Origin of the sequence: Streptomyces sp. NPDC050509 (assembly GCF_044457965.1) — a bacterium.
Lineage (GTDB): Bacteria > Actinomycetota > Actinomycetes > Streptomycetales > Streptomycetaceae > Streptomyces.
On the sequence record NZ_JBITHL010000002.1, the window covers coordinates 281,075 to 293,694 of the forward strand.

General features: G+C 68.1%; 12 protein-coding genes and 1 pseudogene. 11 read left to right on the plus strand and 2 right to left on the minus strand.

Annotated elements, in window-relative coordinates; translation table 11 throughout:
- Nucleotides 1–34: 34 nt before the first annotated feature.
- From ACIBJC_RS06540 to ACIBJC_RS06580, 9 genes are all read left to right on the plus strand, one after another.
- Complete coding sequence (locus tag ACIBJC_RS06540; RefSeq protein WP_399288797.1) at nt 35–1,456, plus strand: Rieske 2Fe-2S domain-containing protein; 1,422 nt, start codon at nt 35–37, stop codon at nt 1,454–1,456.
- Nucleotides 1,453–2,073, plus strand: a complete 621-nt coding sequence (locus tag ACIBJC_RS06545) for a 3-phenylpropionate/cinnamic acid dioxygenase subunit beta (protein WP_399288800.1) — start codon at nt 1,453–1,455, stop codon at nt 2,071–2,073. Before ACIBJC_RS06540 ends, ACIBJC_RS06545 begins: the two co-directional genes overlap by 4 nt.
- Nucleotides 2,070–2,411 carry a hypothetical protein gene (locus ACIBJC_RS06550; RefSeq protein ID WP_399288802.1) on the plus strand — a complete coding sequence of 114 codons (342 nt, stop codon included), beginning with the start codon at nt 2,070–2,072 and terminating at the stop codon, nt 2,409–2,411. The genes ACIBJC_RS06545 and ACIBJC_RS06550 overlap by 4 nt, the downstream gene beginning before the upstream one ends.
- Complete coding sequence (gene hcaB / locus ACIBJC_RS06555; protein ID WP_399288805.1) at nt 2,408–3,193, plus strand: 3-(cis-5,6-dihydroxycyclohexa-1,3-dien-1-yl)propanoate dehydrogenase; 786 nt, start codon at nt 2,408–2,410, stop codon at nt 3,191–3,193. The genes ACIBJC_RS06550 and hcaB overlap by 4 nt, the downstream gene beginning before the upstream one ends.
- Before the next feature lie 37 nt (nt 3,194–3,230).
- On the plus strand, nt 3,231–3,428 hold the full coding sequence (locus ACIBJC_RS06560) for a ferredoxin (RefSeq protein ID WP_399288808.1): 198 nt from the start codon (nt 3,231–3,233) through the stop codon (nt 3,426–3,428).
- The gene (locus ACIBJC_RS06565; RefSeq protein WP_399288811.1) at nt 3,425–4,660 is read left to right on the plus strand and encodes an NAD(P)/FAD-dependent oxidoreductase; all 1,236 of its coding nucleotides are present in this window, start codon (nt 3,425–3,427) and stop codon (nt 4,658–4,660) included. Before ACIBJC_RS06560 ends, ACIBJC_RS06565 begins: the two co-directional genes overlap by 4 nt.
- Nucleotides 4,661–4,665: 5 nt before the next feature.
- Nucleotides 4,666–5,400, plus strand: coding sequence for a class II aldolase/adducin family protein (locus tag ACIBJC_RS06570; RefSeq protein WP_399288814.1), 735 nt, complete (start codon nt 4,666–4,668; stop codon nt 5,398–5,400).
- Nucleotides 5,401–5,671: 271 nt separating this feature from the next.
- Nucleotides 5,672–7,060 carry an SLC13 family permease gene (locus tag ACIBJC_RS06575; RefSeq protein WP_399288817.1) on the plus strand — a complete coding sequence of 463 codons (1,389 nt, stop codon included), beginning with the start codon at nt 5,672–5,674 and terminating at the stop codon, nt 7,058–7,060.
- Nucleotides 7,061–7,210: 150 nt separating this feature from the next.
- The gene (locus ACIBJC_RS06580; RefSeq protein ID WP_399288820.1) at nt 7,211–8,008 is read left to right on the plus strand and encodes an IclR family transcriptional regulator; all 798 of its coding nucleotides are present in this window, start codon (nt 7,211–7,213) and stop codon (nt 8,006–8,008) included.
- Nucleotides 8,009–8,268: 260 nt separating this feature from the next.
- Here the strand turns inward: ACIBJC_RS06580 and ACIBJC_RS06585 are convergent.
- Nucleotides 8,269–8,535 (minus strand): annotated as a pseudogene (locus tag ACIBJC_RS06585) (transposase family protein); the annotation flags it as partial.
- Between the two features lie 543 nt (nt 8,536–9,078).
- On the minus strand, nt 9,079–10,302 hold the full coding sequence (locus tag ACIBJC_RS06590; RefSeq protein ID WP_399288823.1) for an ROK family protein: 1,224 nt from the start codon (nt 10,300–10,302) through the stop codon (nt 9,079–9,081).
- Nucleotides 10,303–10,520: 218 nt separating this feature from the next.
- Here ACIBJC_RS06590 and ACIBJC_RS06595 point away from each other — a divergent pair, with 218 nt between their 5' ends.
- Together ACIBJC_RS06595 and ACIBJC_RS06600 are read left to right on the plus strand one after the other, a co-directional pair.
- The gene (locus ACIBJC_RS06595; RefSeq protein ID WP_399288826.1) at nt 10,521–11,672 is read left to right on the plus strand and encodes a Gfo/Idh/MocA family protein; all 1,152 of its coding nucleotides are present in this window, start codon (nt 10,521–10,523) and stop codon (nt 11,670–11,672) included.
- Entirely contained in the window at nt 11,669–12,589 is a 921-nt protein-coding gene (locus tag ACIBJC_RS06600) for a sugar phosphate isomerase/epimerase family protein (protein ID WP_399288829.1), read from the plus strand. Before ACIBJC_RS06595 ends, ACIBJC_RS06600 begins: the two co-directional genes overlap by 4 nt.
- The last annotated feature ends 31 nt before the right edge of the window (nt 12,590–12,620 follow it).

Below are 12,620 nucleotides of genomic sequence, written 5' to 3' on the forward strand. Positions count from 1 at the left end.
AGAGCAATGAGCGATCTGTGAGTTGGAGTCAGCCATGACCGATATGGACCGTCTCCTTGCGGACGTGCGGCGGGGAATGATCCCGGCGCACATCTACAACGACGAGGAGATCTTCCGCCTGGAGCGCGAGCGGTTGTTCAACCGCGCGTGGGTGTTCGTGGGCCACGAGTCCGAGATCCCACAGGCTGGTGACTACGTTGTGCGCCGCGTCCTGGAGGACTCGTTCATCGTCGCGCGGGGCGAGGACGGACAGGTGCGGGCGCTGTTCAACATGTGTCTGCACCGCGGAATGCAGGTGTGCCGGGCGGAAATGGGCAACGCCTCGCACTTCCGCTGCCCCTACCACGGCTGGTCCTACCGCAACGACGGTCGCATCGCGGGACTGCCCTTCCATAAGGAGGCCTACGGCGGTGAGGCGGGCTTCCGGCGCAAGGGCCAGACGCTACTGCCGGCCCCGTCGCTGGACACCTACAACGGGCTGATCTTCGTCAGCATGGACCCCGACGCTCCGCCGCTTCGGGAGTACCTCGGCGACTTCGCCTTCTATCTGGACTACTACACCAGGCAGTCCGAGAGCGGGATCGAGCTGCGCGGCCCGCAGCGCTGGCGGGTCAAGGCGAACTGGAAGATCGGCGCGGAGAACTTCGCCGGCGACATGTACCACACGCCGCAGACCCACACGAGCGTGGTCGAGATCGGCCTGTTCCGGGAGCCGAAGGCGGAGAAGCGCAAGGACGGCTGCACCTACTGGGCGGACAACGGGGGCGGCACGACCTACAAACTGGCGCCCGGCACCCTGGAGGAGAAACTGGGCTACGTAGGCTACCCCGACGTCATGGTCGAGAAGATGAAGAAGACCTGGTCGCAGAGCCAGCTCGACCTCATCGGCCGTGACGGTTTCATGATCTCCGCCGCCTCACTGTTCCCTAACATGAGCCTTGTGCACAACTGGCCCAAGGTCGAGGACTCCGACGACGTTCTGCCGTTCATCTCGCTGAGGACCTGGCAACCCATCGGCCCGGACGAGACCGAGGTGCTGTCCTGGTTCATGGTCGACGCCGAGGCGCCGGAGGAGTTCAAGGCGCTGTCGTACAAGGCCTATCTGATGTGCTTCGGCAGCACGGGGATGTTCGAGCAGGACGACGTCGAGAACTGGGTCTCGCTGACCAACACCGCCGCGGGTTCGATGGCCCGGCGGCTGCTGCTCAACAGCCGGATGGGCCTCCTGGAGGACGGGAGCGCCGTCGTACCCCCGCTCCCCCCGGAGGAGTTCGCGGGGCCGGGACAGGCGTATGTCGGTTACGGCGAGTACAACCAGCGGCACCTGCTGGAGCGGTGGGCGGAGCACATGGAGCGCCCGGCCGCCCCAGTGCGTCAGGTGCAGGTGAGCGGTGTGCACGAGGATGACACCGCGGTGTCTCAGGCCGCCGGTGGCGCGAAGGGGGCCGAACGATGAGCACCTCGCGCGCGGACACCCGTCCGACCGGTAACGGCGGCCCCTACTCCAGGGAGTCGGCCCTCGGCGGACACGCATCGAGGGTCCAACGGGCCGGCCGGTCGCTGCCGTTCTCCGACGAGCGGCATCTGGAGGCGCATCACTGGCTGGTCGAGGAGGCCTACATCCTCGACGCCCAGCACTACGACGACTGGCTCGACGTGCTGGCCGAGGACATCCACTACATCATGCCTGTACGGGTCACCACCGCCCTCGGCGCCGGATACGACTCCGCGCCCGGCATGGCCCACTTCGACGAGAACAAGTACTCGCTGTCGCGGAGGGTCGCGCGGTTCCAGACCGAGCATGCCTGGACCGAGGACCCGCCCTCCCGACTGCGGCACTATGTCGCGAACGTACGCACCTTCGCCACCGAGGACCCGGACCACCTCGTCGTGGACTCGGCCGTCCTGCTCTACCGCAGCCGCGGTGACGTCCAGGAAGCCGCGGTCATCTCCGCCGGACGGGAGGACCTCCTGCGCCGCGCCCCCGGTGGAGAGGGCTGGCTGCTCGCCCGGCGCTCGATCCTGGTCGACGACTCGGTGCTGCGCACCCAGAACCTGGCGATCTTCCTGTGAAGCCGCGCTGGGAAGGAGAAGAGGAGGACGCGCGGGCCGCTGCCCGTGCGGCCGCCGAGCGCAGCGCGTTCCTCGCTCACCAGGAGGGCGAACCGATCGTCCTGGGCAACGAGTTCGCCGAGGTCCGAGTCTGCCGGGTGGAGACCCGCAACGGTTCACGGCTGCTGATCGAGTCACCGAAGTCGGGCCAGTGGATCGCCCTGTGCCCACTGGAGGTCGAGGCTTTGACCTGGCAGAACCCGGCAACGTTCTCGCGGATGATCGGCAAGCCGTTCGGTCCCCTCATCGAAGCGGAGACGGAGACGGACAGGGATACGGGGCGGGAGGAAGAGTCATGACGGGGTGGCTGGAGGGCAGGCGTGCCCTTGTCGTCGGCGCGGGTTCGGGAATCGGTCGGGCCGTCGTCGACGCCTTTCGGGGTGAGGGCGCGCAGGTGGCCGTCCTCGAACGGGACGCGGCCAAGTGCGCGAAGCTGTCCAGCGAGGTCCCCGGCACACCGGTCGTCACCGGTGACGCCACCACCCGCCGGGCGAACGAGCAAGCCGTCGAGGCCGCGGTGTCCGCGTTCGGAGGCTTGGACATCCTGGTCAACTGTGTGGGGGTCTTCGACTTCTACCAGGGCCTCGGGGAGTTGGACGCCGACCGGATCGACGACGCCTTCGCCGAGATGTTCGCCGTCAACGTCAAGAGCCATCTCCACTCCGTCAAGGCCGCTCTGCCCGCGCTGAGGGACAGCCGTGGGTCGATCGTTCTCACCGAGTCGGCGTCGTCGTACTACCCGGGGCGAGGCGGCGTGCTCTACGTGTCGTCCAAGTTCGCGGTACGGGGGCTGGTCACCGCCCTCGCCCACGAACTCGCCCCGGATGTCCGGGTGAACGGAGTGGCTCCGGGCGGGACCGTCGGCACCGACCTGCGCGGTCTGGGCAGCCTCGGGCTCGACACCCGAAGCCTGGGCGACACACCGCGCCGAGCGGAGGAGATCGCCGACCGTGTACCGCTGCGCGTTGCCCTGTCAGGTGCCGACCACGCCTGGAGCTACGTCTTCCTGGCATCCGAACGATCGCGCGGCATTACCGGCGGGGTCGTGCATCCGGACGGGGGGATGGTCGTCAAGGCATGAGAGGACTGCCCATCACTGTGTTTCAGGAGGAACCGACATGGCCGTGATCAAGGCCGACCTGGATCTCTGCCAGGGCTACGCCAACTGTGTCGTGGCGGCCGACGACGCGTTCGACATCGACGACGACGGGCTCGTCGTACTGCTCAGGACCGACATCCCGGCGTCCGAGCGGGCCCGTATCGAAGAGGCCGCCCGCACCTGCCCGGCATCTGCGCTGAGAGTGGAGGACTCATGACTTTGACCACGGTGGTCGTGGGGTCCTCGGTCGGCGGCGTGCGGACCGCACAGGCACTGCGCAGCGCCGGGTACGAAGGGGAGGTCGTGCTCGTCGGCGAAGAGGAGACGCTGCCGTACGACAAACCGCCGCTCTCCAAGGCGCTGCTGAGCGGGGACGCCACTGCCGGGAGCATCACCCTGCTGTCCGAGGGGGAGGCGTCCGACGTGGACATCCGCCTGCGGCTCGGCTGCGCCGCCACCCGACTCGACACCACCGAACGGTTCGTGGAACTCGCCGACGGCGAGCGCCTCGCCTACGACAATCTCGTCATCGCCACCGGGGCACGGGCCCGGTCATCTCCCTGGGGCCAACCGCCCGGCGTGCATGTGCTGCGTACCCTGAGCGACGCCACGGCGCTCGGCCGGGACCTGCGTCGTGGCGGCCCGCTCGTGGTGATAGGGGCCGGCTTCGTCGGCGCCGAGGTCGCCTCCACGGCCCGCACCATGGGTATCGCCGACGTCGCCGTCGTCGATCCCGTCGCGGTGCCGCTCAGCCGGGTGCTCAACCCTCCCGTCGCGGCACTGTTCACCCGACTCCACACCGAGCGCGGGGTCATGACCCACTTCGGCGTCGGCGTCACAGGCATCGACGCCACGGACGACGGGCTGACCGTTCACCTCGGTGACGGGTCGGAGCTGGCCGCGGCCACCGTCGTCGTCGGTATCGGCGCACTGCCCAACGACGAGTGGCTGCTCTCGTCCGGGTTGCGCATCGAGGACGGTGTGGTCTGCGACCAGTACTGCCGTGCCATCGGCGGACCGGGCGTGTACGCCGTCGGCGATGTCGCGCGCTGGTTCCACCCCCGGCACGGTCGGCTCACCCGCGTGGAACACTGGACCAACGCTGTGGAGCAGGCCGCGTGCGTGGCCCACAACATCGCCCATCCCGGGCAACTGCGTGCTCACGAACCGTTCGAGTACGTCTGGAGCGATCAATACGACTGGAAGATCCAGCTCACCGGCCGCACGGGTGCCGAGCTGGACCACATGACGGTTCACGGCACGGATCCGGACCGCTCGTTCGCCGTGCTCTACGGAGACCGGGACGGCACCTTTGCCGGGGCCCTGACCGTGAACTGGCCGCGCGCCCTGATCCTGTGCCGCCGGGCGGTGAGCACAGCGCCCCCGGTGGAGGAGGTGCGACACAGCATGGAGACCACAGTGAAGCACGCAGTGCGGAAGGCCGGATGAGTGCCATGACCTCACCCTCGAGTACTGAACTCGACCCGCTGCGGTCGACGATCGCCCAAGCCTGCCAGGTGCTCGCGGAGCGCGGGCTGGCCGATGGAATCCTCGGGCACATCAGCCTGCGTATCGACGAGCGACGGCTGCTCGTCCGCTGCCGCGGCCCACAGGAACGCGGGTTGGCGTTCACCACCGCCGACGACATCCGGCTGGTCGACCTCGACGGACAGGCGGGGGGCGCGGGGGAACTCGACGGTGGGTACGCCCCGCCGAACGAACTCCCGCTGCACACCGAGGTATTGCGCACCCGCCCCGATATCGCTGCGGTGGTGCACGCGCACCCCCCGGACGTCGTCGCCGCCGACCTCGCCGGCATCACGATCCGCCCGATCGTCGGCGCCTTCGACATCCCCGGCACCCGCCTCGCCGCCGACGGGGTGCCCGTCCATCCGCGCGGCGTCCTTGTACGCGACCGGCGGCTGGCGGCGGAGATGGTCGCCTCCATGGCAGGACACCCAGTGGTGCTGCTGCGGGCCCACGGCCTGACCAGTGCTGCCGCCAGTGTGGAAGAGGCAGTTCTGCAGGCCGTCAGCGTCGACCGGATCGCCACACTTTCCCTGCGCGTTGTCAGCGCCGGAGGGGAGCTGGCCGACCTGCCGGAGGCGGACATGGCCGAACTGCCCGACCTGGGCGGGTCGTTCAACACCGCGACGGCCTGGCGCCACGAACTCGCCCGACTTTCCTGAGCGGTCCATGCACCGCTGTCTTCCGAGTCCTGAGCGGTCCTCCTTCCTGGTCGGCTTCCGCGCGCGTTGTCGCGCCCGGCCCGACCGTGCCTGGTGCCCCCTGCAGGCAACTCGGCTCCGCGGGCTCAGAGACCGCGATGTTCGGCACAGGTCTTGATGCCGACAGGCATTCTGAAGAAAGTGATTCTGCTCTACAGAAATAGATACCGGCCTGCCCCCGCTCCGGTGGGCGGTGCCGGTGGCCCCACTGTCGCGGCCAGAGGAAATTTCTATGTCCATCCATGTCATCGGAGTCGTGGCCCTCGCGCTCGTCTTCGTTATCGGCACCCTGAAACCGGTCAATATCGGCGCCCTCGCTCTCATCGCCGCCTTCCTGATCGGGAAGTTGGTGGTACACGAGGACGCCGCCAAGATCCTTTCCGGGTTTCCGCCGGACCTCTTCGTCCTGCTCGTCGGCGTGACCTACCTGTTCGGCCTCGCGGCCGTGAACGGCACACTGGAATGGCTCATCGAAAGGGCGGTCGGGCTCCTCGGTGACCGGCCGGCTCTCGTCCCATGGCTGATCTTCTGCTTCTCCGCCGTGCCCACCACGGCGGGAGCGCTGGGCCCTGCCGGCGTGGCCATGCTCGCACCGGTGTGTCTCGGGCTCGGCAGGCGCTATGGCATCGACCGGCGCATGTCCGCGCTCATGGTCATGCACGGCTCATGCCTCGGGAACTTCTCACCGCTCAACGGCTTGGCGATCATCGTCCAGCAGGCCGCCAAGTCGAACGGCTTCTCGGTTTCGGCGGTGGATCTCTTCTTCGGCAATGCCGCGTACAACCTTGGTCTCGCCATCGTCATCTACTTCGTGTTCGGTGGCCGTAAGCTCCGGCGCGAGAGCCGCACACGGCCCGCATCGCTCGCGGTTGCCCCAGGTTCCGGAGCCGGTGTCGCGGCTCCCGCACGGGCTAGCGCGGCGGTCGGCGGCGGGGGTGCCTCCGTGGTGGGCGAGGACAACATTCCGCCAGTGGCAGGTGGTAGCGACGTCGCTTCCGACGGGCCCACCGCCACGAAGGCCAGGCTGCGGCTCGACCAGGCGGCCACCCTCGTGGTTCTGGTCGGTGTGGCGGTCGGTGCCCTCGCCTTCGACGTCGAGATCGGATTCCTCGCGCTGATAGCGGCCGCGCTCCTGCACACGCTGTTCCCGGTGAGGTTTGCCCAGGCCGACACCAAGATCGTCTGGTCGGTCGTGCTCCTGATCTGCGGCATTGTCACCTTCGTGACAGCCTTGCAGCGCTATGGCACGGTGGAGGTTGTCGGCGAGGGCATAGGCGACCTGGGCCAGCCGTTGCTCACGGCATTCCTTCTGTGCCTGGTAGCGGCGGTGACCTCGGCGTTCGCGTCCAGCGCCGGCTTGCTCGGAGTGCTCATACCTCTTGCTGTGCCGTTCCTCGCGCAGGGCGATGTCGGCAGCACCGCCCTGATCGTTTCGCTGGCCGTCTGCGCCACCGTCGTGGACTCGACCCCGTTCTCGTCCGTAGGAGCGCTGACACTGGCCAACGCTCCCGAAATGGAACGGTCAAAGCTGTTCCGGACCATGCTCACCTGGGGCCTTTCCATGGCAGTGACCGCACCGGTACTCACTTGGCTCCTGTTCATCCTGCCGAGCGCCCCCTAGCGATCGCAGTACCAGCTGCTGGTGAGCGCTGCAGTGAAGAGCCCTTGGAACAAGGGAAACCGGCCGATGTCCCTGTCCGGCCTGCTCGCTTCGAGCCCCGGTCGGACTGGTCGCCCTCAGCACGTACTTCGCTGACATAAGATTTCTGCTATGAAGAAATCGTCATCTCCGGACCAGGGACTTGTCACAGGGGCCCGGCCGCAGTACCCGATTGAGTCGGTCGACAACGCGATGCGGATTCTGCTGTTCATGGGGGAGCGCAGCGAGTTGCGGCTCACGGAGGTGGCCAAGTTCCTCGGCGTCGCTACTTCAACGGCGCACCGCCTCCTCGCGATGCTGCAGTATCGGGGCTTCGTGCGTCAGGACACCCGCACGAAGGCATATGTGCCGGGGCCCGCGCTGACCGGGGTCGCTTTCTCGATCCTCCAGCGGTTCGACGTCCGGGAGCCGCTTCGGCCGTATCTCGAAGAGCTCAACCGTGAAACCACCGAGACCGTTCATCTCGGCGTGCTGGACAGCACTACCGTGCGGTTCATCGACGCCATCGAGAGTCCGCGAGCCGTACGAGTGGCCTCGCGACTCGGCCAGTCCATGCCCGCGCACTGCACGTCGACGGGAAAGGCCATGCTGTCGACTCTGTCGACCGAGCAACTCCACCAGCTCTACCCGGAGGAGGAACTGCCCGGGCTCACCGAACACTCGCTCCGCAGCCGCAAGGCACTGGAGAAGGAGATCACCACCATCCGGCGACGGGGCTACGCGACGAGTTCGGAAGAGAGCGAAGAAGGCGTCTCCTCCGTCGCGGTGGCGTTCCCGGCCGAACTTCCCGCGCTGCGCATGGCGTTCAATACCGCGGTCCCGGTCGGGCGGATGAATCGGGCCGATGTCCAGCGCATCGGCGCTTTGGTGCGCACCATCGTCGACCGGGCCTCCGGGGTCCTGCTGTGATCCGCTCACCGTCTGGGCCACGTTTCATGTGCCGGACGGTGTGACGTCCACAGCAGATCTGAGGGGCACCCACCCAGCAACATGAAGGTCGCCGGGCAGGTGCCCATGCGCAGGCACCTGCTTGGCGGCCTTCCCTCCGGCGGGCGGCCGCGTCAGCGGTGTGTGAACTCTGGTCCGTGATCGGCGGCAAACCGTGAGGCGTCAAGGATGCCGACGCCCGCGCCACCCCGGACACACTGGGCATTGAGCCATTTCCAACCTCAGGTTGACGCATGGTGAAGGATGACGACGGCCTTCACCATGTTGGTGATCCGGTCGGTGCTGCAGCGGAGCTTGCGTAGCAGGCGCCAGCCCTTCAGGACAGCCATGGCCTGCTCGCCGAGGCACCGGATTTTGGCCTGGGTGCTGTTGTGCCGTCGCTTCCAGCGCTTGAGCCGGCGGCCCCCGAAAGGTACGCGGACATGACGGCCGGCTCCTCGGCACGCCTTGATTTTCCGATCAGCATCAAGGCGTATCAGGGCGCAGGTCCTTCTGTCCGTGTACCGTTCCGGGGCAAGGGTCTGCGCGGCTGGCGTTGGTGTCACCACCGCGATCACGCCAAGATCCACAGCCTCGGCGAACGTGCCATAGCCACCCTCAAATGCTGGCGGCTTCTGCGGAGCTCCGCTGCAGCACCACCCGGATCACCGCCGTCGTCCGAGCCGTCATTGCCCTCGAACTCGCCACCTGATCAAGATGGAACTGGCTCATTGCCAGGATTTCTGGCGCAGGACTAGGCGGCAAGCAAGAACCACCACCCGGACGACAAAGTGCCAGCTCAGAGGCCCTTTACGACTCAGTCGGGCCGGGGGGTGGCGGCCCCGGCCCGGTGCGGATGTATTGCACTGCCGATCCGAAGCCTCAGGTCAAGAAGCTGGCCGTCGATCTTGGAGTGCATCCCAGGAGTCTGTACGGCTGGATCCGCCAGCCGAGGCCGGCACCAGCGGGCGCGACGACAACGTACTACCGGTGATCGGGGTTGGTGGTTGGCAGAACGTGCCGTCGCTGAGCAATGCGAAGAGCACGTCGGCTCACTGCGAGCCGGCGAGCAGCCGTGCGACCCCCGTGGTGCTGAATACCTCCCGCGTGGCCAGGGCGACACCACCGTGCAGCCCTGACGCGCCCTTCAGTTGGGTGGCCGTGATGGTGAGTTTGCGGGTGGCCAGGGGAAGCGCGCGCTGGTAGACGGCGGCGCGTACGGCGGACACGAGGTCGTCGCGCACCTCGCTCAGCGGGCCGCCCAGTACGACCGTGCGCGGATTGAACATGTGGACCAGCATGGCGACCACCTCGCCGATCTCCGTCGCCGCCTGCCGGACGGCGTGCAGGGCCGTGGGATCGCCTTCGGCGATGCGCCGGGCCAACTCGCGGGCGCCGTGCAGCGCGTCGTCGTCGGTGGCCTCGGGAATGCCCAGGCCACGCAGGACCGCGCGATGGGACGCCAGGGCGCCCACGCAGCCCATGTTGCCGCAGACGCACAGTACGTTGCCGCCGCCCACGGCCCTGATGTGCCCGATGTCGCCGGCCGCCCCGTCAGCTCCGCGGTAGAGGTCGCCGTCGGCGGTGACGAGCCCCGAACCGATACCGCTGGCGATCTTTATGCAGAGCAGCGGGGTCTCCAACCGCCCCTGCACGGCCTCGCCCAGAGCCATCAGGTTGACGTCGTTGTCCACTACCACGGGTGCACCGAAGCGCTCTCGCACGTGGTCGGCGACAGGATAGCCGTCCCAGCCGGGCATGCCGGTCGGCTGCACCGCACACCCCTGTTCGAAGTCGACCGGCCCGGGCAGACCGACGACCACCTGGCGGACCCGGCCGGGGGCACGCCGGTGTCTTTCCAGCAGGGATCGCAGCCGTTCCGTCACCGCGTCGAGCACCGCCCCAGGGCCCGCGTCGATCCGGATGTTCACGGTTTCCTGCGCGATCATCCGGCGGGTGAGATCGGCGATGGCGACCCGCGAGACCGAGGTGTCGATGTCGGCGACGATGACCGTACCCGCCTGGGGGCTGATCGTCAGTACGCGCGGGGGACGGCCGCGCACGGAGCGCCGGGACTCGGTCTCCTCCAAGACGCCCGTGCCGACGAGGTCGTCGACCTGCTGCCCCACGGTCGACCTGGCCAGGCCGCTGCGGCGGGCGATCTCCGCCCGGTTGGTTGCCTGGCCGGTGACCACGAGGTCCAGCACTCTGCGCAGCGCAAAGGGCACCTGCGCGGACTCCGTCGGCGCCTCGATACTGCCGTCATCTTTATGCATTCGAGTGAACGTAATGTTTCCTCCTTGGGTCCGTCAACAGTCTTTACTCGGCAGACCTTCTGTGGGAGTTAATCGGACATGCCACGCGTTTTGGATCACATTTAGGCCTTAGGAAAAATTAAATAGCGCCTCTTGTGCACATTGCGCGAACTAAACGATGGTGATGCGCAACGCGGCGTTCGGGTCGCGGTCACACAGAGGACGGCGGAGGTGCAGCGGTGGGTGGAACGATACGGGCCGTGGTGGTCGGGGCCGGAATGATCGGCGCCGTGCACGCCTCCGCGATCCGCGCCGCCGGCGGCGAGCTGGCCGGGGTGGTGGCCTCGACACCCGAACGCAGCGCACGGACAGCCGACGCTTGGGGCGTCCCTGTCCGCTACCCGGATTTCGAAGCCGTCCTGGCCGACGACAGTGTCTCCGTCGTCCACGTCTGCACTCCCAACGCGCTGCACGTCCGGCAGACGGAGGCGGCGCTGGCCGCGGGCAAGCACGTGATCTGCGAGAAGCCGCTCGCCACGTCGGCCGCAGAGGCCGAACGTCTGGTCCGACAGGCGGAGAAGGCGTCGCGGCTGCTCGCCATACCCTTCGTCTACCGCTACCACCCGCTCGTGCGCGAGATCCGCGCCCGCAGGCTGAGTGGTGAGTTCGGGGCCTGGCAGCTGCTCCACGGCAGCTATCTGCAGGACTGGATGCTGCCGGAGGATGCCATGTCCTGGAGGGTCGACCCGGCCGACGGAGGCCCCTCCCGGGCGTTCGCGGACATCGGCTCCCACTGGTGCGACCTCGTGGAATGGGTCGCGGGGGTCCGTTTCACGGAACTGACGGCGCGGCTCGGCACCACCGTCGCCACCCGCCCCACAGGGACCGGCCCGAGTTTCACGAGCACCACGAAGGGCCGGCGCGTCCCCGTGCGCACCGAGGACGTCGCCACCGTGCTGATGCGTACCGGCGAGGGCGTGCTGGGCAGCCTGACCGTCTCCCAGGTGTCGGCCGGACGCAAAAACCGACTGTGGTTCGAGCTCGACGGTTCGGCCTGCAGCGCGGTCTTCGACCAGGAGAACCCCGAGACCGTCTGGTTCGGTGCGGCGGACGGTGCACGTGTGCTCTTCCGTGACCCCGGCCAGGGCTCGGCCGAGCAGCGCCGGCTCTCCCGCCTGCCCGCCGGGCACGGCCAGGGCTACGCGGACTGCTTCGCCTCCTTCGTCACCGACGTCTACGCCGCCGTCCGGGGGGATGCCCCCGAAGGGCTGCCCACCGGTGCCGACGGTGTCCGCTCCGCCCGCCTCGTCGAGGCCGTCCTGGCCTCCACCGCGTCGCTCTCCTGGACCGACGTCACTCCCGCACCCGCAGCCCTGGAGACCACCGCATGAAACTCGGCATGCTCACCGCCTGCCTGCCCCGGCTCACCCTCGCCGAGATCGCCGACTGGGCCGGCGAGGCCGGATACGAAGCGCTGGAGGTCGCCGTCTGGCCGGGCACCGGCGGGCGGGACTTCGAGGCGGCCCATCTTCCCGTGGCGGACTTCGACGCCCGCGCCGCGGATGAGACCCGGGCCCTCGTGGACCGCCACAAGCTGGAGATCTCCGCACTCGCCTACTACGAGAACAATCTGCACCCCGACCTCGCCCGGCGCGAGGAGATCCACACTCATCTCAAGGCGGCCGTGGACGCGGCAGCCCTCCTTGAGGTCCCGTACGTGGGAACCTTCGTCGGCCGCGACTGGACCCGGCCGGTGGGCGCCAACCTCGACGAGGCCGAGAAGATCTTCCCCGAACTCGTCGAGTACGCGGGGGAGAAGGGCATACGCCTGATCATCGAGAACTGTGTGATGGAGGGCTGGCACCCCGACGGCTACCCCGGCAACCTCGCCTACTCCCCCGAGCTGTGGGAGTGGATGTTTTCCCTCGGGCTGTACCTCAACTGGGACCCCTCCCATCTGATCTGGATCGGCATCGATCCGGTCGCCACCGTCGCGCCCTACGCGGACCGCATCGTGCACGCCCAGGCCAAGGACCTCCAGATCCAGCCCGGCAAGGTCGACCGCTACGGCTTCTTCGGCAAGGCGGTGCGCCGGGAGGACCCCTGGGACACCGGCTGGTGGCGCTACCGCGTACCGGGCCGCGGGCAGGTCGACTGGAACGCCGTCGTGGACGCCCTGTATGAGAACGGCTTCACCGGCACTCTCTCCGTCGAGCACGAGGACCCGGTCTGGGGCGGCACCGAGGACCGGGTGAAGACGGGCCTGGAGATCGCCCACCGCACCTTGAAGCCGCTCATCGTCGCCTGACGCCACATCACTGTTCTGCCTCCCCATCGTC